General features: G+C 56.1%; 19 protein-coding genes. 9 read left to right on the top strand and 10 right to left on the bottom strand.

Annotated elements, in window-relative coordinates:
- Nucleotides 1–116: 116 nt before the first annotated feature.
- The 5 genes from CQ011_RS03065 to CQ011_RS03045 form a co-directional block, all read right to left on the bottom strand.
- Nucleotides 117–731: a flavodoxin family protein gene (locus CQ011_RS03065; protein WP_105674492.1), complete on the bottom strand. Its 615-nt coding sequence runs from the start codon at nt 729–731 to the stop codon at nt 117–119.
- A gap of 136 nt (nt 732–867) precedes the next feature.
- A complete protein-coding gene (locus tag CQ011_RS03060) occupies nt 868–1,530 on the bottom strand; it encodes a cyclodeaminase/cyclohydrolase family protein (RefSeq protein ID WP_105674490.1) in 663 nt (220 codons plus the stop codon).
- A gap of 20 nt (nt 1,531–1,550) precedes the next feature.
- Complete coding sequence (locus CQ011_RS03055) at nt 1,551–1,736, bottom strand: DUF6480 family protein (RefSeq protein ID WP_105674488.1); 186 nt, start codon at nt 1,734–1,736, stop codon at nt 1,551–1,553.
- 64 nt (nt 1,737–1,800) lie between these two features.
- Complete coding sequence (locus CQ011_RS03050; protein ID WP_105674486.1) at nt 1,801–2,724, bottom strand: SDR family oxidoreductase; 924 nt, start codon at nt 2,722–2,724, stop codon at nt 1,801–1,803.
- A gap of 608 nt (nt 2,725–3,332) precedes the next feature.
- On the bottom strand, nt 3,333–4,025 hold the full coding sequence (locus CQ011_RS03045) for an esterase/lipase family protein (protein WP_105674484.1): 693 nt from the start codon (nt 4,023–4,025) through the stop codon (nt 3,333–3,335).
- 295 nt (nt 4,026–4,320) lie between these two features.
- On the opposite strand from CQ011_RS03045, the gene ffh reads away from it, so the two are divergent.
- Nucleotides 4,321–5,886, top strand: coding sequence for a signal recognition particle protein (ffh, locus tag CQ011_RS03040; RefSeq protein WP_105674482.1), 1,566 nt, complete (start codon nt 4,321–4,323; stop codon nt 5,884–5,886).
- Nucleotides 5,887–6,235: 349 nt separating this feature from the next.
- Nucleotides 6,236–7,039, top strand: coding sequence for an IclR family transcriptional regulator (locus CQ011_RS03035; protein ID WP_105674480.1), 804 nt, complete (start codon nt 6,236–6,238; stop codon nt 7,037–7,039).
- Nucleotides 7,040–7,115: 76 nt separating this feature from the next.
- On the opposite strand, the gene CQ011_RS03030 is transcribed toward CQ011_RS03035, so the two are convergent.
- The 3 genes from CQ011_RS03030 to CQ011_RS03020 are packed head-to-tail and all read right to left on the bottom strand — an operon-like array spanning nt 7,116 to nt 10,749.
- Nucleotides 7,116–8,060, bottom strand: coding sequence for a hydroxymethylglutaryl-CoA lyase-like TIM-barrel protein (locus CQ011_RS03030; protein WP_105674478.1), 945 nt, complete (start codon nt 8,058–8,060; stop codon nt 7,116–7,118).
- Nucleotides 8,057–9,301, bottom strand: a complete 1,245-nt coding sequence (locus tag CQ011_RS03025; protein ID WP_105674476.1) for a CaiB/BaiF CoA transferase family protein — start codon at nt 9,299–9,301, stop codon at nt 8,057–8,059. The genes CQ011_RS03030 and CQ011_RS03025 overlap by 4 nt, the downstream gene beginning before the upstream one ends.
- 26 nt (nt 9,302–9,327) lie before the next feature.
- Nucleotides 9,328–10,749: a GntP family permease gene (locus CQ011_RS03020; protein WP_105674474.1), complete on the bottom strand. Its 1,422-nt coding sequence runs from the start codon at nt 10,747–10,749 to the stop codon at nt 9,328–9,330.
- Between the two features lie 205 nt (nt 10,750–10,954).
- Here CQ011_RS03020 and CQ011_RS03015 point away from each other — a divergent pair, with 205 nt between their 5' ends.
- Both CQ011_RS03015 and CQ011_RS18020 read left to right on the top strand, forming a co-directional pair.
- Nucleotides 10,955–11,791, top strand: coding sequence for a PhzF family phenazine biosynthesis protein (locus CQ011_RS03015; RefSeq protein ID WP_105674472.1), 837 nt, complete (start codon nt 10,955–10,957; stop codon nt 11,789–11,791).
- Between the two features lie 182 nt (nt 11,792–11,973).
- Nucleotides 11,974–12,102 (top strand): hypothetical protein, encoded by a 129-nt coding sequence (locus CQ011_RS18020; RefSeq protein WP_286161066.1) that lies wholly within the window; start codon nt 11,974–11,976, stop codon nt 12,100–12,102.
- Nucleotides 12,103–12,209: 107 nt separating this feature from the next.
- Here the strand turns inward: CQ011_RS18020 and CQ011_RS03010 are convergent, their stop codons facing one another.
- Nucleotides 12,210–13,211 carry an ABC transporter substrate-binding protein gene (locus tag CQ011_RS03010; RefSeq protein ID WP_105674470.1) on the bottom strand — a complete coding sequence of 334 codons (1,002 nt, stop codon included), beginning with the start codon at nt 13,209–13,211 and terminating at the stop codon, nt 12,210–12,212.
- Between the two features lie 130 nt (nt 13,212–13,341).
- Between CQ011_RS03010 and CQ011_RS03005 the strand changes: the two genes are divergently transcribed.
- The 3 genes from CQ011_RS03005 (at nt 13,342) to CQ011_RS02995 (ending at nt 17,130) form a co-directional block, all read left to right on the top strand.
- Nucleotides 13,342–14,364: a FecCD family ABC transporter permease gene (locus CQ011_RS03005; RefSeq protein WP_286161065.1), complete on the top strand. Its 1,023-nt coding sequence runs from the start codon at nt 13,342–13,344 to the stop codon at nt 14,362–14,364.
- Nucleotides 14,361–15,377, top strand: coding sequence for a FecCD family ABC transporter permease (locus tag CQ011_RS03000; RefSeq protein ID WP_105674468.1), 1,017 nt, complete (start codon nt 14,361–14,363; stop codon nt 15,375–15,377). Before CQ011_RS03005 ends, CQ011_RS03000 begins: the two co-directional genes overlap by 4 nt.
- Nucleotides 15,378–15,948: 571 nt before the next feature.
- Nucleotides 15,949–17,130, top strand: a complete 1,182-nt coding sequence (locus CQ011_RS02995; RefSeq protein WP_105674466.1) for a hypothetical protein — start codon at nt 15,949–15,951, stop codon at nt 17,128–17,130.
- 81 nt (nt 17,131–17,211) lie between these two features.
- Here CQ011_RS02995 and CQ011_RS02990 read toward each other — a convergent pair whose 3' ends face one another.
- Nucleotides 17,212–18,927, bottom strand: a complete 1,716-nt coding sequence (locus CQ011_RS02990) for an AMP-binding protein (RefSeq protein WP_105674464.1) — start codon at nt 18,925–18,927, stop codon at nt 17,212–17,214.
- A gap of 607 nt (nt 18,928–19,534) precedes the next feature.
- On the opposite strand from CQ011_RS02990, the gene CQ011_RS02985 reads away from it, so the two are divergent.
- On the top strand, nt 19,535–20,146 hold the full coding sequence (locus CQ011_RS02985) for a hypothetical protein (RefSeq protein ID WP_105674462.1): 612 nt from the start codon (nt 19,535–19,537) through the stop codon (nt 20,144–20,146).
- Nucleotides 20,139–21,572, top strand: coding sequence for a multicopper oxidase domain-containing protein (locus tag CQ011_RS02980; RefSeq protein ID WP_105674460.1), 1,434 nt, complete (start codon nt 20,139–20,141; stop codon nt 21,570–21,572). The genes CQ011_RS02985 and CQ011_RS02980 overlap by 8 nt, the downstream gene beginning before the upstream one ends.

Below are 21,572 nucleotides of genomic sequence, written 5' to 3'. Positions count from 1 at the left end.
TTCAGCTTCCGACTGGCTGGTGGTTCGTACGCTATGTTGGTTGCCGAACATTTCCAATGAAAGGCCTCGATTACCGGGTTATTCCCATATTTCTGGGAGCCCGGCCGGGCTTGCGGCTACGAACTCGGGAATGGCTTAGATTTGAGCAATGTGGCTAAGTGTGTGCTGTTGCGCGTCGAAATATCCGTAGCGTTGGCGGTGACCTCGGGCGTCTGCTTGAGATCCTGAAAATCGGTGGAGTGCATCGCCTCACCAACCCAATAGGTGGAGCCCTGCGCGGGAATGCTGAAGCCGACTTCGCCTAACCCTTGAGACAAGTCAGCGATCACATGGTGCGCACCATCTTCATTACCAACTACCGCCACCATTGCGACCTTGTCGAAAAGAATCGGGCGCCCTTGACTATCTGTTTCTGACAGCTCTGCATCCAGGCGTTCTAGCACCCGTTGGGCCACACTCGAAGGGTGGCCCACCCAGATCGGAGTGGCCAGCACCAGAATGTCCGCGGCTAGGATTTTTGCTCGGATTCCGGGCCATTCATCGCCCCCACCCATATCTTTGAGCACACCGGGCATGACGTTAAAATCCACAACCCGCAGAATCTCGGGTTGGACGTCCAGTTCCGAGAACTTCTGCCCTACCTGCTGTGCCAGCAAGTCACTGCTGGACTTTTTAGGAGAAGGTGACAAGGTGCAAACAAGGATGAGTGCTTTTAAGCTATCCGTTGACATGCGAATCAATTCCTAAGGTCGGTGGATTCTAAATTGAGAGTTGCTGCGTTTGATCTTGAAAAGTGGTGCCATGTGCAAACTAGCGCCTGCCCCTCGGGTTACGGATTTGGCTAGCCGGTGTATCAGCCACATGCTTTTACCGGTCATCGGTCGGGGCAGCTCGATGATCGATTCCAGCGGTAATCCGATCGATTTCTTGTTGCGCGTCAGTGAGTTGCCGAACCATTTGCCAAAGTTGAGGATGCGCACCGCGTACCTCGGCTAGGCCAGTATGATCGGTTGCCACTTTGGATAGGTCGAAGCTGACGTTGGTGCGGGCACCTGTGACTGCGGCGCGCAGAGCACCCAGTCCCACGGCAACGTCTGCGATCAGTGCCGGGTTGCCATATTCGGCAAGCCATGCCAGATCGGTGATTGCGGTGATAGCCAAATCACCCAATGCGGCCGAAGCTTTAGCCGCCTGAATTGAGGCATCTTCGATGGCTCGTTGCCTTTCTGAACTTGGCTCCATGCGAAACGCTGCACCGAAAGCGTTAGTAACCGCAGCATCTTGGTCACCGAGTTTTAGCGCTTTGTCTTTAAGCTCCTGAGCCCGGGAATCAATTAATGACAGTGAGACTTGCTGCTCCTGATCTTCGGTGGAGGTGTATCCGCACACCATGGAGGTTAGCGAGGCCGCTATCGCCAGCATGATCCCGGAGGCGGCCCCTCCGCCTGGAGCCCCGTCTGATAGTGACAGTGCATTGAGCCAACCGGTGATGGCGGAGTTCGACATGGCGGGGGTTTCGGTATTATCCATTGCGCGAGATCACCGGCTGATTATTCGTCATGTCCCTGATCTTGGCTCATGGAACCTTCACCGGGCGGAGTTTCTCCGGGTGGAACGCCGCCACCGGGTTCCAACCCGGTAATTTTTTGGTTGACCGGGTCTGGGTTGGAGCTCGCACCGGCGTCTTCGGTGGGTGGTGCAGTATTCGGAGAGTTCGGGTGGTCATGCTCTGTCATCAAGTTCATCCTTTGCAGCTAGCTGATCTGGATATTGTGGCTGGTGCTTTAGCTTCGGCGGTCCCTATGGGGTGGATTTGCCGCCGTTGACGTTCAGGGTTTCGCCCACCACATAACTAGATTCGGCTGAGGCGAGAAAGACGTAGGCAGGTGCTAGCTCTACCGGTTGACCGGCGCGGCCCAGCGGCACGTCGTGTCCGAATTTAGGCAACTTATCTTTTGGCTGACCATCGGATACTTGTAGGGGTGTCCAGATAGGGCCTGGAGCAACACCGTTGACGCGGATACCGCGCGGAGCCAACTGAACAGCCAATCCCTTGGTAAAAGCATTGATAGCGGCCTTGGTAGAGGCATAGTCCAACAACGTCGGCGAAGGATCATAGGCCTGAACCGAGGTCGTGTTGATGATGCTGGCGCCATCGGGAAAATGCTTCAGCGCAGCCCGAGTGATGGTGAACATCGCCAGAATATTGATCTGGAAGGTTTCAAGAACCTGCTCATCGCTCAGCTCTTCTATTTTCTCAACTGCAATTTGCTTGCCCGCGTTGTTGACCAAGATGTCTAGTCCACCGAGTTTTTCGGCTGCCACATCGGCCAGTGTTTGGCGATAATTTACCTCAAGCAGATCTCCGGGTAAGCCGACAGCTACACGGCCCTCGGCTTCAATCAAGGAAATGATCTTCGCAGCATCTTCCGCCTCGGCTGGAAGATAGGCGATGGCGACATCGGCTCCCTCACGGGCAAAGGCGATGGCCACTGCGGCGCCGATACCTGAATCGCCTCCGGTGATTAGCGCCTTGCGGCCCTTGAGCCTACCGGTCCCGACGTAGCTGGTCTCCCCATGGTCTGCGATCGGTTCGAGTTGTGCGTCAAGCCCTGGCTCCGGCTGATCCTGTTTTGGTGGTGAAATCTTCGGATGGCGGGTTACCGGATTATCCAGTGAAAGCTGCGCTTCGTTGCTTTGGGAATCGGATTCGTGTGTAGTCATCAGAGATCCTCCTGCTCGGTCCGTGGAACTGCTCGGATCTATCACGCTAGGACAGGTACTAGCAGGTCTCAAGGTATTGGCAAGACTCACGGAGAACGTTCGGGAAACGTGCACTTCGCATGTCTGCGGTGCTCTTCACTTCGTAAGGAGGCATAAGCCTCAGGTTTTCGGTAGCTGGTCATTAACAACAGATATTGGTGAACCTTGATGATGGACCTCGTGCGTAATTTGTCTCTCGAACAATCCGGCTGAAGGTGAAGCTCAATGAGGTACGAGGCCACAACATGAAAGGCTTCAACTTCTTGGTTGCCAAGACGGACAGTGCTGTTCGTATTGAGACTTAGAAGATCCAGGCTTTCTAAGTTCTCGGGCTGGCACGGTGGAAACGCCTTGAGCGGAGCAAATCCGGTGCTAATCAAGATAGGGGAGACGCTGCGATGGATGCTTCGGAACTACCTTAATCCACGCCAATCCACGCCCTGACGCGCTTGGCGATCTGCCAACGCCTACGGAACTGACTCGTCGCAGTTATTTGCATCCATCAACGTCAGGATGAGCCAGTTTTATCCAAACCGTCCAGAGCTGGATGTACGAAGATTGCGGGAGCTCTACGCGGAGCTAGCCGAGCTAAGGTGCTTGCGAACTGCATTCTTGAGACGCTCATCGTTGAGCAAACGGAAGTGGCCCATGGTTTCGAGCTTGATATTAGTGGCACCAGCGAGCTCGCAACCGCCGGGAATATGTGGATCAAAGCGGCTGAAGATGGAAATGATCCGCGCATTTACGCTCAAGTTCGCAGCCAGTTTTAGCACACCGGTGTCGTTCGGGGATAAGGCACGCAAACTGCGAATCGGCGCATAGCGGGCATAACCTGATCCAGAAAATGGGGTGCTAATGGCGATCATCCGGCTGACTCGATAACCCTGTGTCGAGGCCGCCATCAAGTGTTTACCAATGAGCCCACCTTTGCTGTGCGCTACGAGCACTGCTTCGTGCAGGTCCGCCTCGGCCAGAAACTTCGCGACGACTTCAGACATCTCCGGTACGGTCCCGCGGTTGTAGCCCAAGATCGGTACCACGTGCACCGAATGTCCTGCCTGATGTAAATACCGGGCTAGTGGAAGCATGAACTTCCAGCTTTCCCAGATGCCAGGAATGAGAACAATGTGTTCCGTCTGAACCTCAGCATTTGTAGCTGACTGCTTTGCAAACCTAGCGGGGAATAATGCCCGCAACTGCCAGGCACCGGCATAGAGGTAATCGAGCCCCCAAGCGAAGGCCTGCTCGCCGCGCTGCAACATACTTGTCACTGACTCCTCCTGCCGTGGTTAGGGGGCTTTTCCTCAGAGCAAAGTTGTGGGTTTGCAGCTCTGGCATTTTTATTGTGGCACGCACAACGCCGGCGACTGAGAGACATGCCGGTATTCCCAGTTTGCTTTGGAATCGAGTTCCAAAGCACAGTGATCTTCGAAGAAAATCCAGGTGTTGGTGTGGGAGCGGTTAGTCGCTGGCCCGATTGTTGATATTCTTATAAGTCGAGTCCTGTGCGGTTTTTTGATACGCACCATACGACCTATCGAAAGAAGTGCCCGGCACGTGTTTAATTCACTTTCCGATCGCCTGACAGCTACCTTCAAGAACCTGCGTGGCAAGGGTCGCCTCACCGAGGCAGACATTGACGGTACAGCCCGCGAGATTCGTCGCGCCCTGCTGGATGCCGACGTCGCAGTACCGGTGGTTCGCGCCTTCGTAGCCCAGGTGAAAGAACGCGCACTGGGACTGGAAGTTTCCGAGTCGCTGAACCCGGGCCAACAGGTAGTCAAGATCGTCAACGAGGAACTCGTTGGCATCCTTGGTGGGGAAACCCGCCGACTAAACCTGGCCAAGAACCCTCCTACGGTGATCATGCTCGCCGGTCTGCAGGGTGCTGGTAAAACCACTCTTGCCGGTAAGCTCGCAAAGCACCTGAAGGCCGAAGGCCACACCCCTTTGCTGGTGGCCTGTGACCTGCAGCGCCCGAATGCCGTCAAGCAGCTACAGATCAACGGTGAGCGCGCTGGCGTTCCCGTCTACGCACCGCACCCGGGCGTCTCCTCAGAATTTGATACCGCTACCGGTGACCCGGTCTCCGTAGCCCGTGACGGTATCGCCGAGGCCAAGGCCAAGCTCCATGACATTGTCATAGTGGATACCGCCGGCCGCCTTGGTGTGGACACCGAGATGATGAATCAGGCCGCGAACATTCGCGCCGCCATCAACCCGGATGAAGTCCTCTTCGTTATTGATGCAATGATCGGTCAGGACGCGGTCAACACCGCACTGGCCTTCCAAGAGGGCGTCAACTTCACCGGTGTAGTCCTCTCCAAGCTGGATGGCGACGCTCGTGGTGGCGCCGCCCTGTCGGTAGCTTCGATTACCGGCAAGCCGGTCATGTTCGCCTCCACCGGTGAGAACTTAGAAGACTTCGAGATCTTCCACCCGGACCGTATGGCTTCACGCATCCTGGACATGGGCGACGTCATGACGCTCATCGAACAGGCTGAGAAGAACTGGGATAAGGGCGAAGCCGAGCGGATGGCGAAGAAGTTCGCTGACCAAGAAGACTTCACCCTGGACGACTTCCTCGCCCAGATGGCCCAGATCAAGAAGATGGGCTCCATGAAGAAGCTGCTGGGCATGATGCCCGGTTCGCAGATCTCCCGTCAGCAGCTCGAACAGTTCGACGAGCGTCAGATTGACCGCGTTGAGGCCATCGTTCGTTCGATGACCCAGCACGAGCGTGTGGCACCAAAGATCATTAACGGTTCGCGCCGTGCGCGTATCGCCAAGGGTTCCGGTGTAGCCGTCTCCGAGGTTAACCAGATGCTTGAACGCTTCACCGAAGCGCAGAAGATGATGAAGAAGATGGCTGCCGGTGGCGGCATGCCAGGTATGCCAGGCTCCGGTAAGGGTGCCGCGCGTAAGGCGAAAGCCAAGGGCAAGGGCAAGAAGCAGCAGCAGAAGTTCGGTAACCCAGCTAAGGCCGCACAGGCCGAGCTTGAGGCGAAGAACAAGAAGACTACCGCACCTGCCGGAGCCGCTTTCGGTCAGGGCGCTCAGGAGGACTTTGATCCTTCGAGCTTGAACCTGCCCGCAGGTTTTGAAAAGTACCTGGGTAAGTAGAAAGCTTACTGCCACAACAGTGACCGCCGACCGCGTCTTGAGAGCTGGAAACAGTTCTCAAGGCGCGGTTTTTGCTTTTACTCGAAGAGCAGCTGAAGGAGGACTTGCAGTGTTTGAGGTTTGGCAGCCCAGCGCAGAAAACTAAGTACCCGTACCTCGTTGAAAATGAGGCATGAAAGTACGGTATGAAACATCGGATGGTTTCATCTGCCGGCGCCGGTATTTTAAGGCTGGTTTCTGTGGGACCAGAGCTGGGATTGGTGGCAAAAAGCAGCCGACGCACAAGACACGGATAGTGTTGCTTTCGCGTGGCTGGACTGGCGCGAGCTGATGGTCTAGCGTCTGAAGCATGTCCAAGGCTGAGACCACTGCAAAAAAACAGAATCCACTACTGGTGCTGGGAAAAATCAGCGCCATATTGGATTCCTTTTCACTGAGACAGCCAGTAATGACCCTGTCGGATATTCGACAGACCACCCAGCTTCCCGTCTCCACAGTGCAACGCCTTGTGGCGAACCTTGTTGAACAGGATTTTCTGGATCGCGACGGTGACGGGTACCGAATCGGTATGAAAATGGCCTACTGGGCCGCGCCGGCCACACGAGGTAAAGAAGTGCTCGATGTCATCAGTCCTTCGTTGCCAGAACTTCGTGATTTCACTGGCGAAACTACCTGTCTGTTCCGTGCCGAACAGCAGTACCGAGTGTGCGTGGGGATTGCTGAAACTCGCCATGCGCTGAGGCGCGAAATGCACCTAGGCGCATTGGCCCCATTACATGCCGGATCGGCTGGGCGAGTGCTCTTGGCGTGGAAACCCGGACTAATGCAGAGCTTGGTTGATTCATCCTTAGAATCGCTCACTGAATCCACGATTACCGGAATGGCAGAACTCAAGTCCGCTGTAGACCAAACCCGCGCCGATGGATTTGCCATCACCACAGGGGAGCGTGAAAGCGGCGCGTCAGGGCTCTCTGCGCCCGTGTTCGACTCGGCGGCCGGGCTAGTTGCCGCGGTGACAATCAGCGGACCCACAATGCGTATGACCCGCGAGGTCTGCGAAAGCTGGATTGAGCCATTACTGGAAACCGCAGAACGGATGACGCGACTGATCGGTGGACGTTTCCCAGGCGAAACCCACAGACCAGCCGCGTAACTCTAGCCTTAGCTAGTTATCTGTCCAAATGCCTTTCTGAAAGGTATCCGTCCCGACCTCAAAAGTTTGGCTCGTATTAGGAGACCTTTTCGGCGGGGATAACCCATTCGAAAGCTTCTGCCTTAGAACGGGCGCCCTGCGCAGACTTCGAACGGTTCGGTTCGCCCAGCTCACCGAGCAAGGATGCTGAAAGCTCAACAAGACCGGCAAAGTTGCTCGGTGTCAGCCAGCTTGGCTGAGTCGCAAAAAGGATATCTTCGCTGGAGGTATTGCCGCTGGCGCCCGGGGCAAACGGGCAGCCACCTAGACCGCCGAGAGCACCATCAACCAAGGTGGCTCCGGCCGAGATAGCAGCCAAGGTATTGGCAACCCCCAAGCCCCACGTGTCGTGACCATGAAAGACGATGCGTCGTGTTGGCGAAGTGTCGCGTACTTGCGAAATGAGCGAGGAAACCTGTGCTGGTACGGCTTGGCCCAGGGTGTCGCAGATGACGATGTCGCAGGTGCCTTCCGCACGCGGATCATTGGCAATTTCTATTACCCGCTCCGGAGAAACTTGGCCTTCAAAAGGGCACGTAAAAGACGTGGCAAGACACAGCTGGACTCTGCCCCCGGCTTCTTGCGCGTAACGAACAGCTTCGGGGAGGGCCTCCAGACTGGCTTCGGTACTGCGTCCAATGTTCGCCTGGTTATGCGCGTCGGAAACCGAAAGGCAATATTGGAAATTCCGGATCCCTGCTTTGACAGCCTTGGCGACATGCCCCGGAGTCGCGACCCAGATCCAGCACCGTTCTAATTCTTCTGGAGTGAGTCCCTGAGCAACCTCAAGTGTGTTGGCCATCGTCGGCACCAAGTCGGCTCGTGCCATCGAACCAAGTTCTATTTCCGCGACGCCGAGTCGAATCAATTCGCGTACGGTGCGGATCTTAGTTTCGGTGGAAAGCATCTTTCCTGTGAGTTGCAATCCATCACGCAAGGTGACGTCTCGCAGGGTGGCAACAGGGGTAAATGAGTAGCTCATGAGAGTGTCCTTTCAGATGAAGTGGCCGCATCAATTTCAGATTTATTCATCCCGAGTAATTCGCCAAGAACCTGCTCGGTGTGTTCGCCAAGATCGGGGCCCAGAGACTTGATGGGCAGTGAGGCGCCACCGATAACCGGAACGATTCCCGGGAATCCGACGTTTTCTAATATTTCCTCACCGGTGGACACATCAAATTTCTGAATCATGTTGCGGGCCGTGTATTGCGGCTCGTTGACGATATCTTCAGCTGTATATATCGGACCTGCAGGAACTCCTGCAGCATCAAGAATTTCCAATGCGTCGGATGAGGTATGTGTGGCGCTCCATGCTCCGATTGCTGCGTCCAGCATTTCGCGGGCTTCCCAGCGTTGAGCATTACTGTGCAGATTCGGATCTATTCCCAGTTCTGGGCGACCTATAGCCTCCATGTAGCGTCGGTAGATGGCGTCGCCATTGCCGGCGACAACAATGCTGGTGCCATCCGCGCAGACGTACGCATTTGATGGAGCGATGCCTTCCATGCGTCCACCGGTTCGGGTACGCGATTCACCGTAGGCGCCGTGGTCAGGTACCAATGACTCCATCATGGAAAACATTGCCTCGTGCAGTGCGACATCAATAATTCTATGATTTAGCGCCAGAGTCGCTTTATCTCCGCGTGCAATCTCCCGTTGGTAGAGTGCCATCACGGCGCCAAAGGCAGCGTACAAACCGGCAATTGAATCTCCGATAGATACGCCTACCCGCACCGGTGCGCGGTCGGGGTCTCCCACTAGGTTGCGGAATCCACTGAACGCTTCGGCAACGGCGGCGAATCCTGGACGCTGAGACATTGGCCCGGTCTGGCCGAATGCCGAAATTCGGGTAATAATCAGCTCAGGGTTGGCAGCGTTGAGTACTTCGGGACCCAACCCCCACTTTTCCAGAGTTCCGGGTCGGAAGTTTTCCAGCAGGATGTCGCACTCCTTGACGAGTGCGAGTACCGCCGTTCGGCCGGCTTCGCTACGTAGGTCCAAAACGACTGACTTTTTATTGCGGTTGATAGTTCGGTAGAGCATGGAGACGCTACCCTTTTTTAGTCTCCAATTGCGCAGTTCGTCTCCGGTGCCAGGGCGCTCGATTTTGATGACCTCGGCACCAAAATCGGCAAAGAGCCGTCCTGCGGTCGGTGCAGCAATGTAGTTTCCCAGTTCAAGGACCCGCACGCCGCGAAGCGGAGCGATTTGTTCTTCTTCCATGATTTGTTCTTCCTTATGCTCTGGCACTAGATAAAGATGTTAAGGATCATGACCATGCCCAGGGCCACGATGGACGCTACCGAGACTCCGATGCTGACGGTCTTCAAAGCCCCTCGTACTGTCTGCCCGAACAATGACTGCAATAACCAGAAAGTGTTTGAAGTGACATGGACCATGAACAACGCTCCGGACCCGGCAGCCAGTGCGATCAACACCGGGTCAATTCCCAGCGTTGGGGCAATTGGAGCAAGTAGGCCGGCCGCCGTGATCCCAGAGAGGGTAACGGAGCCAACTGCAATGTGTAGCAAGGCAGCAATGCCCCAGACAACGACCAACGGGGCGACGGTGCTGGCCGAGAAGAACCCGCCGAGAATGTCACCGAGTCCTGCAGTGGATACGGTGGCTGCTAGTGAACCGCCGACACCGGTGAGCAGCAGAATCTGCCCACTTTCTTTGAATCCGCTGGCGATGCCGCGGTCTACGCCCTTCTGTCCTACGGCAGAACGCGCAACCAAGATGGTCCCAATCAGACCGATGAGCAAGGCGACGACTGGATTACCGACGAGCAGGATCCAGCCTGCTTCGTAGCCCAGCATCTCGGACACGGCGCCACCTGCGATCAGCACTAGCGAAGTCAACAACGGAACAAAGAGGAGAAAGAGTGGCGTTTCGCGTTGCTGCTGCGTCTGTACGCTAACGACTGCCGGCGCGGTGCCGTTTGAGCCGGTAGTGGTGCTGATTTCTTCCTCTTGACCAGCGACGTCTAACTTCCGTGCGCCGGTTCCACTCTCATCGCCGAGGACCAATTGCTCATCACTGTCGGCTTTCCAGAAGCCGCGGCTGAAGAAGAAGGACATGATGGCGACGGAGATTAATACCGTAGGAACCACGATGAGAAACCCGAAGATCATCATCTTGCCAAATGGCACGCCGAGCAGTCCGGCTAGCGCTACAGCACCGACGCCAGGGACCATCAGCACAATTCCAACTTCGCCGGCGATGGCCATAGCGGTCGCGATGCGAGCGGTGCCGTGCTGCCCGATCTTGGGAGCGATGCGACGCGCCAGCGGAGCTGAGATGACCAACAGCACGTCCAAGAAGATGGTTTGTAGTGCAGTACTCACCGCAAGCGCCATCGTGTACGGCAAGCGTTTGGGACCGAAGGTTTTCAGTAGGTGTTCGACGAGCCGGCTGATTGCCCCCGTCTCATTGAGAATTGAACCCATCAGCACGCCGAAGGCCACGAGCAGCCCCACCTCGACCATGATGTCGCCGAAACCCTGGGTAATAGTTTCGATGGTCTTGGTAACTCCCAAGCCGGTGGATAGTCCCAGATAAATAGAGCCAATGATCAAGGCAATGACGGGGTTCACCTTGAATCTCACGATCAGCAGTACTGCTGCCAGTACTGCCACCGCCGTATTGATCAGTATCGCGGTATCAGACATGCTTGATCCGTTCTTAGGGGAGTGCGAGAAGTAGTGACGACCGCCACATTACAGTAACTCAGCTTATGAGTTACAGCTCACAATGTAAACAAAGTTTCAACGGTGATCGAGTTCGTGACGATCCGTGAGGCGCAGCTTCTACCGAAGCTTATTGTTGAGGGCTTGTTTCTGAAATCACCCGCCCAGCGACTGCTAATGTGGCGTCATGATCTTGCGCAAGTACAGCGAAGTTGACGTCTTTTCACCCACGCCGTATCGCGGTAACCCGCTGGCCGTTGTCCATGGTGCGGACGGGCTAAGCGACGAAGAGATGCAGCGCTTCGCAAAATGGACAAACCTGTCAGAAACCACTTTTCTACTTCCGCCAACAAATCCTGTGGCCGATTATCGGGTGCGGATTTTCACCGCTTCCCAGGAACTTCCTTTCGCGGGGCACCCAACCTTGGGAAGCGCCTTCGCATGGCTCAATGCGGACGGAGTGCCTAAAACTGAGGGCAGGATCGTTCAAGAATGCGGTGCAGGGCTCGTTGAAGTACTCGTTCAAGGGGAGCGCCTTGCGTTCGCAGCACCACCTTTGATCCGCTATGAACCCATTGATGAGTCGTTGGTTCAGCAGATTGCTCAGGCCTTAGGCATAGCCCGGGAGAACATCATTGACAGCTCGTGGCTTGTCAACGGGCCGCAATGGATTGGCGTTAGATTATCTAGCGCGCAAGAAGTACTGGCATTAAACCCGGACCCTGCGGATCTGGAGTCACTCGCGGTTGGAGTAGTCGGTCCGCATGAGCACGGGCATGATGCGAACTTCGAGGTACGTGCATTCATCGGCGGGGACCCGGTGTGGGAGGACCCAGTGACCGGTAGCCTCAATGCCGGGTTAGCGCGGTGGATGATTGATTCCCAGATTGCCGGTCAGCACTACATTGCCGCGCAAGGCACTGCTATCGGGTACGAGGGTCGGGTGCATATAGACGTTGAAGACGACATCATTTGGGTTGGCGGGAACGTCATGAGCTGCGTTAACGGTGAAGTGCAGCTGTAGATATAACCGGCACTAGGTACGGGGAGTAGCGCAGTGTCGATTGCTGTCTTTGAAGTTCGGTTCACATATTGCGCCAGTGGCCGAACTATGGAGAATTTTTCAGAGCTAGCCTAAGGTAGACCTCAAGGGGTACTCTCCCCACTTTTGGAAGTGCTGAGCATTTCCGGCAAGGACGGCACATTATGTCGAACAAGTCACCACGCAAAAGCGACGCGAAGAAACCTGGCAAGTCCATCAAGGAAAAGCGTGCAGAGAAGAAGCTGAAGCATGCAGAGACCGTGAGTGATCCGGTTCGCAAGTCAGCTAAGTAAAAACTATCTACATTAGTCAACACCGGCATCGGTAGTTGATGCCGATCGAGCCCCTGTCCGCAGCGTTAGACGCCGGATGGGGGCTCGATCGCTTAAATCGCCGGCCGTTAAGGCAGTTGCGGATCAACTTCGAATTGCTCGGCAACCTGGGTGATCACTTCATTGGCACCCTGCAAGGAAACCGAAGACAAGAAGATTGAATCGTCTACCGGCATGACCTCGCCGGTGAGCTTCTTCCACAACGGGTTTGAGGTGAACTTCTTCTCCTGGCTTCGCGAAGCATCGCCCTCAGCGCCTTCCGGCGCCCATGTGGATTGGAAAATGACCTCAGCGTCTGCCTTCAGGATTTCCTCGGGAGCCAGTGGAACGAAGATCGACTCGGTCGTGTCCGGGGCATCCTTCGGGCGGGGGATGTTCATGTCGACCATGATCTCGCCGATGAATGAATCCGTCGCATAGAGTCGTGCGGTGTCTTCGCCGGCAAAGCGCACTAGTGAATAGGTGGTCTGCGGAGCCTTGGCCAGAATTTCCTCGCCTACGGCCGCGGCACGCGACTCATAGTCGGAGACTGCCTTCTCGGCTTCGCTCTGCTTGCCCAGGGCCTCGCCTAGCAATACAACATTTTCTTTCCAGGTCGGTCCGGTGGACTCGGAGAAAATGGTTGGGGCGATCTTGCTCAACTGGTCATACATCGCGCCTTGGCGGACATCGGCGGAGATGATGACATCCGGTGCGGCGGCGAGTAGCTTTTCCAAATCCGGTTCGGTGGTGGTGCCCACGTTCACCGCCTCATCGGTCAACTCGGTGACATCGCCGAGGTATTCGGGGAAGGGGTTTCCGGACTTGCGGTATTCGGTGTAGGCGACCAGCTCGGCCCCTAGCAGCATGGTGGCATCAACGTAGGACGGGTCCAGCGCGGCCACGCGCAGCGGGCGTTCAGCGAGTTCTGTTTTCCCGCGGAAATGTTCGATGGTCACCGGGTAGCCTGCCGTCGAGTCAGTGCCGTTCGAATCTGAGGTTTCGGCAGTGGGCGTACCTGCGCAGGAAGTCAGGGCCAGCGCGGCCGCAGCTAGGGCCGCGGAGAGTCCGATAAAACGAGTTGTCTGCATGCGAGTGCTTTCGGTGAAGGGAATGAATTATTCGATCGTGATCTATTTTGGATTATCAAGCTTAGGTTAGGGTAAGCTCAATCTGCGAAACGTACATTAGCACGGAACTGGCCTGCACAGGCAACAATCCGTGACGCACAAAGGACATCCAGTTAATTCACGAAGCAGAAAAAGCGCGGCCAGCCTGCTGGTTCTCGCAATCAGCGTGCTTGCGGTGGTGATGCTCAGCCTATGGATCGGCAGCAGCACCTCGACGCTGGCCGAGCTGCGGCACGCGTTGCTTAGCCCCGATGACCGAGTCAGCGACATCGCCATCCGTGAGATCCGCTGGCCACGTACCGTGACCGCGTCGGCGGCCGGCATGGCCCTAGGGATGGCCGGCACGCTGATCCAGGGCCATACCCGCAATCCGATCGCGGAGCCAGGGCTGTTGGGCATCAACCAGGGCGCTGCGCTGGCAATCGTTTCCGTGGCGATCTTTTCCGGGCCGCTGGAGCCATGGTCCCAGGCCCTGCTTGCCTTGGGTGGTGCGCTGATCGCTGCGCTCATCGTCTTCGGCATCGGACGTGTGGATGGCCGCGGCGCTTCGCCGATTACCTTGGTGCTTGTCGGCGCGGCCGTCACCGCACTGTGCGCCGGGGTAGTTTCGGCTATCGTGCTGCTCAGCGAGGCGGCGTTGGAAACCCTGCGCTTCTGGCAGGTGGGGTCCGTGGTGCAAGGCTACGATTCCTTCCTGGTGCTTTGGCCACTTCTACTGGCCGGAACCGCGCTCGCGATGGCCAATACCAGGCAGCTGAACGCCCTGACCCTCGGGGAGGACTCGGCTCGCGCCCTGGGAATCACGGCGCTGCGCGCACGTGGCATCGGGCTCGCCGCGGTCGTGGCGCTGTCCGGTCTCGCGGTGACCTTGGCAGGGCCGATCGCCTTCCTGGGACTGCTGGTACCTCACATATCTAGGCGGATTTTCGGCGCCGATTACCGCTGGGTGCTTCCGGGTTCCGCCCTGATTGGAGCGTTGCTCCTAGTGGTCGCCGATGTATTCGGGCGGGTGCTGGCCCGCCCGGGCGAACTACCAGTAGGTGTGGTGATCGCGCTATTGGGCGCACCGTTCTTCATTTATATCGCCCGCCGACGTAAAGCGGTGTCCGTATGAGTCGGCGCCGTGCCTTGCCCGCGGCACTGTCCCTGTTGCTGGTGCTCTTGGCGGCGCTCTGCCTGCATATTTCCATTGGTGGCACACCGATTGCGCTGGGTGACGTGGTCTCCAGCCTGGTCGGCATGGCTCCGGATGAGCGCACCGCGCTGGCCATCATCGAGTTCCGGCTCCCGCGCAGCGTAGCCGCGATTCTCGCCGGTATGGGTTTCGGTGTGGCTGGAGCGTTGACTCAAACCGTGGCAAGAAATCCCTTGGCCAGTCCCGATATCCTCGGGGTCACCAATGGTGCGGCGCTCGGTGCTGTGGCGGTGCTGGCGCTGACCAGCCAAGTCCAGGGTCTGCCGATGTTTCTACACGACTACGGCCTTGAAATCGCCGCGGCCCTAGGTGGGATACTGGTCTCGGCGCTGGTTTTCTCCCTAGTCTGGCGCAGCTCATTGGAAAGCAACCGTCTGATACTCGTTGGTCTGGGCATGAGTGGGCTGTGCGCCGCCCTGACTTCGTGGATGCTGACTCTAGGTGAGGTGCACAATGCTCAGCAGGCGCTGACTTGGATGGCCGGAACGGTCAACGGGATCTCCTGGGCGGATCTGCGAGTAGCACCGATCCTTATTGTGCTGGGCATCGCGGCGGCAGCGGGGCTGCGTAATCAGCGCGAGGTGTTGGCCCTGGACTCAGATACCGCCCGCGCGCTGGGAATGAACCTGGGCAGGGAGCGAATCATCGTGTTGGGTCTGGCTACGGCCCTGGCCATCGCAGCCACCATCATCGCCGGTCCGTTGGCCTTTGTTGCGCTGGCCAGTGGACATGCCTCCCGATTGATTGCGCGCACCACCATTCCGCCGGTGGCGCATAGCGCACTAGTTGGTGCGATCTTCGTATTGCTTGCCGATCTGGCTGCCGCACGGCTTTTTGAGGTGGTACTTCCCGCCGGGGTGGCAACCGCGGTGATTGGTGCCCCATATTTGATCTTCCTAGTGCTTCGCCAGTCGCGGGTGCGCAGCGTTTAGCCAAGATGCCTAGTTCACGAGCTATCATCGCGGCGATTTATGATCCAAAGAAATTTGGTCATGAAGATGGGGACTCGGGTGAGAACCGCTGAGCTCAGCGAAGCAAATTCGGCATCACTGAATTGGGTACCCACCGCGGGGCCCGAACGGTACCGTGGATCCTCAGCATTCCTTGGTTAGATTTGGTGAATCTTCCAGAAAAGCGAGGTGGGCGGTATGCCAACAATACCTTCCACTAGTTGCTCCGCCCGCTCACATTTTCCAGCCGCATCACCAAGGATTACCTTGTAAACAGTCACCGGGAGTCCCCGTGTTGCAGGTGATACGTTCACCCAGCGAAGTATCGATCCGAGCGGTGTGCAAGGCAAGTAGCGGTTCGCTTGCTTCATAGCGCTTGTCGAGATTTGAGGTCACGGTAGGCCTACTGCTTGCGTGAGATCAAAGAGACCTCCTCCTTTATGCCTATTTCCGACACCTTATGGGTTCCGAGAGTGAGCACTGAGAGCGATTCCCGACCCGCCTGAAAATCATAGGATGAGTGCAGTAGATAAATTCCTAGCGAAAGTGGACTATGAGCACCGAATCGTTTGACCTCGTCTCCCTCGGATTTGAGTTCCACTCCCGCGACAGCGACGCTGCACAAAAAGTCTTTGACGCGCTAAATTCCCATGGGCTGATCGGTTACTTAGGGGCACCGCAGGCAAGTGATCAACTGACCTATGTACCCGTAGACGTAGCCACCAACAAGGAAAGCTCCTTGCTCACGGCAACCGAGACCGGCGAAGTAGCCAAGCACGAGCAGTCTATTCAGGAACTGGCTGAAGAGTTGCTAGAAGCCGCGGGTGCTCAGGCACTGAGCCTGGATGGCATCGTAGTGGCTGGTACCGAGGTGGAATTTACCGGTGACGATGATGCAGCAGAAACAAACTCAGGGAAGCAAGTAGTAGCCGGAACCCACCTAATGCCCAGCGAATTGGTCATGTCCTCGCTAGGGTACCCAGGGGTATGGAAGGTACGGCAGACGGAAGATAAGATCCTAGCCGTCCGAGAAGGAGAGCCGGTTGAAATCAGACTGGGACAGAAGCTGCTTCGTGCCATCGAGCTGAAGAGCTCCGAAGGATACATTCAGCTCAGTGTCCATGCCACGGCAAAATCCTTCCAATTCCAGGACAGTAACGTTCTTGAATACTGGCTGCCCACCGAGGACCGTCCGGTACCCATGGCCGCCACCGGCAGTGAGGTTGCCCAGCTCCAAGCCAAGCTCGGCGCGCAACTGTACGCCGCCGATTCCGAAGAGCTTTTGGAACTTGAAAGATTCTGGCCCGAGGCGGCCGTAGGTATCGTGCGCTTAGCTAAGCTACGCAGCCTGGACGGACTACGACTTTTTCTGAAGGGGCTGGGGTTGCCGGAGGAAATGGTCGACTACCTGCGCGGCGAACCGCTGGCGGTAGAATTCACCGAGCTGCCGCGCAGTCTGCCAGCGGGCCTAGACCTCGCGTTCGAAGAAGAGATGGCTAAAGCCAAAGGAGTGATGAAGCTGGTGTACCGCACCGGGTGGAGTCCTGCAGCGCTGATGTCCTCATCTATAGCGGTCATCGGGGCGGGAGCCCTGCTCAATCGCTGGATGAAAACTTCGGGTAAACCGGGTACCGGATGGCGCCGGACCATCATGTTCTTTTGGTATTCAGATGCAGGCTACTACCTAGCACGCGGGATACGCCAGGTACTTAAAGCGCAGCTGAAAAACCGATGAGCTGATCAAGAAAAATGGTTCCCCCGGTGCAGCGTCTAAGCGCAGCACCGGGGGAACCATTTCTAACCGTGTGAGCCGGGGTTATCCCTTTTTCGCACGTAGCGAGGGAAAATCTGTATCTCTGAACTCGGTCCCTGAGACTTGACCTGTGCTGTGAATCTTTTCCTCTGCCTTACGTAGTTCTACGCGGCGAATCTTTCCAGAGATCGTCTTAGGAAGGTCCGCGAACTCGAGTCGGCGAATGCGTTTGTAGGCTGCCAGATGCTCTCGACAATAGGTCAAAATACTTTCGGCTAGCTCTGCGGTTGGCTCATAACCGTTGGCTGGAACGATGTAAGCCTTGGGGACGCTGAGGCGTAATTCATCTGGCGCCGGAACTACCGCGGCTTCGCCTACCCCCGGATGCTCAATGAGCACTGATTCGAGTTCGAACGGGCTGAGCTTATAGTCGCTGGATTTGAACACATCGTCGGCGCGACCCACATAGGTCAGTACACCGTGCTCATCACGCTCGGCGATATCGCCGGTGTGATAAACGTTGTCGCGGAAAACCTCCGCGGTCTTTTCTTCGTTTTCGAAATAGCCCTTCATCAAACCCAATGGACGAGGGGTGGTCACCAGACAGATTTCTCCAAGATCGCCCTCCTCGCCGGAGGCAGGATCTCGAAGAATGATGTCATAACCGGGCATAGGGCGTCCCATGGCACCAATGGTGATGCGTTCACCCGGAGGATTGGCAATCTGCACGGTGGTTTCTGTCTGTCCAAATCCGTCTCGAATCACTTGACCCCATGCTCGCTGTACCTGGTCAATGACTTCGGCGTTCAGCGGTTCGCCGGCAGATACTAGTTTGCCCGGGGGAGTCTTAAGCAAGGTGAGATCCGCCTGAATGAGTAACCGCCAAACTGTTGGCGGAGCGCAGAAGCTCGTGACATGTTCCTTGGCCATTTGGCTCATCAGAGCGGCGGCATCAAAGCGTTCATAGTTGTAGATGAACACCGTGGCTTCGGCATTCCAAGGGGTAAAGAGATTTGACCATGCGTGCTTGGCCCAGCCAGGGGAGGCAACGTTGAGGTGAACATCTCCTGGTTCTAAGCCAATCCAGAACATGGTGCTTAGGTGACCTACCGGGTAGGAAGTGTGCGTATGCTCTACGAGCTTCGCCTTAGAGGTGGTCCCGGAGGTGAAGTAACGCAGCAGAGTTTCATCTGCGCGAGTTGGTTCGCTGAGTTTGAACTCAGTGGGTGCGGTGAAAGAGTCCGCATAGTTCAAATTATCGCCGCTGGGAGTTCCTCCAATTTGAATGAGCTTGTAGTCCCCGGGGACGGTCTCAAACTTTGGAATCTCAGCTTCGTTGGTAATCATCCATGAGACATGTCCGCGGTCAATACGGTCTTCTAGGTCTGTGGAGGTTAGTTGCGTGGTGCAGGGAACGAGAATGGCTCCGAGCTTGATCCCGGCGAGCATGGTCTCCCATAGTTCTACCTGGTTGCCGAGCATCACCGCGATGGAATCGGAGCGCTTGACGCCTTGGTCGCTGAGCCAGCGTGCCAACTGTGTGGAGCGCTGTGAAAGTTCTTGCCAGGTCCGCCGGGTGGAGGTGCCATCAAGTTCGGTGATGATCAGTGCAGGGGTATCTCCACGCTGAGGGTCAAGGGCTACCTGATCGAACCAGTCATAGCCGAAGTTAAAATGCGTGAATTCTGGCCACGAGAACTCTTCGCGGGCTTTCGAATAGTCTTGGCGCAATTCCAATAGCTGATTACGGACGGAGCGAAATTCTTCGGTGACGTTCATCTAAAACCTTTCAGTACCGACGATTCTAAAGTGGCCTGCATCACTGGCAAATATACTTTGATGTCCTACCTTATGGAAGTCGGTGGGAGCGTGGCGGTAATTTATCATCATGCGCGCCTTCTGACGCGTCCGGGCTGGTTCTTTATTTCTATCGACTATCACTCAAGCCACCTTCATTATTTGTGGGCGCGGAACACTTCGTGAACAGTAAATGTTTTCGTGAAGTCGGCAATTTGTATCACGATGATTAATCACTGGCTGAGGAATTTCACAGGAACAATTTTGCGCGTGATGCGGGAATGTATTTGAATCATCGATTCTGAGTATTTTCCCTAGTCACGCGTAGTAAATGTTTAATTTGAAATGTTAAATAGTATTCTCGAGGTGAAATTAAATATATAATTGGTTGAATCGTGCAATCAAATTTTTGAGTGCAAAAATTTTTCTTTACAGTCCACTGTTGGGCGGTCATAATTACGTCATAGGTAGAAAATGAGGTCTGAATTTATCTTGGGGATATTTGCGGACACTTAGACGGTGCATGGGGGAGTGTAGGATGCTTGCCGCTTGGGGGACAACTGATGGCGCGCGCCATAGGATTCGTGGGGTGAATCCAAAACCGCGTGAAGTTGAAGATGACGGCAAAGCGAGAATGTCCAGACGCGCATTTGGTATAGCGCTCGGCTCATCGTTTGTACTTGGAGCTGGTGGTATCGCATCGCTCGGGCTAGCGTTTTCGGCTGCTGGCCCTCCGGGAAGCATTACGGTTCCCACTAGTTTCGGACGAATCAGAATTGCTCTGGCCGAACGGCAATCACGACTTCCTGGCGATGCCAATATAGGTGGCGCGCATGCCGGTCACGGGGCCGTCAGCGGAAGATCTGCACAGCCGATCAATATGACTTTCGGCGATCACGTGCTCGTGCGGCTCGATGTCTTCAATGAAAGCGAACGGGAGCAAATGTTCTCGCCCGGGCAGTTGCGCCTTCGCGGTAATAGCCAGCCATGGCTAGTCGTCAATCGATGGAACGATCTCGCGCCGGTGCTTATGCTGCCCGGAACCGAGGAACGAGCAAAAATCAGCTTCCTGGTGCCTTCGGATTCTACGAACTTCACTGCGTTCTTTGACGATATCGCTAACCCTGGTGGCGATCTCGTGGAAGTTCCCATGCCGCCGGTCAAGTGGCGTCCCGGTTTTCTGGAGAGTAGCCATGTCTGAGAAATATCCATCACCCGTTGAGCGTGCGTCAGTCCTGCAAGAAAGCAGTCAAGAGCATCTACTAAATCGTGCCAAAGTGCTGAAACTAGGTGCTGCTACCGGTTTTGGAGTAGCTGTGGGACTTGCAGCTCGGAGCGCCCCAGCGGTTGCGTCTTCGTCTATCCGAGCCCCGCGTGCTGTGCCCGCTGCCGTGGAGCCAATCCCCGGTGTACTAGACCTGTACATCAACGAGGGCTACACCAAAATGGTCGACGACTCATTGGTATACCAACGTGGATTCGGAGATCGTCCCAGTAATTTGGGGGATAAAAATCCTTCCCTGCGTATCGTGCCCAAGATTTTTGGCCGTGATGGGTCTGTCACCGAGTCTCGTAGCTATCCTCTGGATGCGGTGAAGCCCGTGGCTGGCACACCGCTCCCGGCTGGTCCTGACCCGGCTAACCCGGGGCAGTATTTTATTCGGCGCAACTATTGGGCCAGCTATTTTCCGCAACGCACGATTATCGCGGAAACTGGCTCCAAGATCCGTATTCGGGTGTTCAACCGGTTGGCTGGAACTCACGAGCTAACCTTCGCGCAGACGGGACACGGCCGTGTGGACTTAGGGACAGGACCGATAGCACCTGGTGGCGAAGCTCTGTTGGAATTCGACGCGCCTTATCCGGGGACCTATATCTACCATGATCCGACGAATGCTCCGGTCCAGCGTGTCATGGGACTGTTCGGCGCACTGGTGGTGCTCGATCCGGAAGACGCTTGGCGCGTCTCGCCGGGGCAGGCTGGATTTGAGCGGCAATGGTTATGGATTACGCACGCGATTTGTACTACATGGACCGGGATCGAAGCGGCCGGCGGCACGGTGGACCAAGACAAATATCCGGCGGTTCCACGCTACTTCATGCTCAATGACCGAAGCGGTTACGAGGCTCTGGGACATTCGCCGGATCGAGCAAATAATCTTGCAGCACACGAAGAATCTCTGGTCTCCGGATATCCGCGGCAAATCGACATCCGCGACTTTGGTGAGGATCTGACCCTGGGCACCATTCGCGCGGGTCAAATGGTTCGGTTGGTCAACGCCGGAATTGCCTATCACCAGATTCATTTCCATGGAAATCATCTATGGACCGTGCGACGTAATAATGTCGAATGGCCCCGAGAATTCGGGAAGGTTGACGAGGACGGGCATGTCGCGTTGCAGCAATGGGAAGACGTTGTCGAGTTGCCTCCTATGGATCGCAAGGACTGCATGATTCCCATGAAGCGTCCGCCAGATGCTACCGACAAGGTTTGGTATGCCCGGACCGAGGACTGGGGCTACCCGATGCACTGCCATGCCGAAATGTCGCAAACCGCGGCCGGCGGACTTTACCCAGGAGGGCTCGTTGCTCACTGGGAACTCAAAGCACCATTGACTGAGGGATAG

Origin of the sequence: Arthrobacter sp. MYb213 (assembly GCF_002979915.1) — a bacterium.
Classification (GTDB): domain Bacteria; phylum Actinomycetota; class Actinomycetes; order Actinomycetales; family Micrococcaceae; genus Glutamicibacter.
Note: the sequence above shows the minus strand (reverse complement) of the source record. Positions and strands in the feature narration are given on the sequence as shown.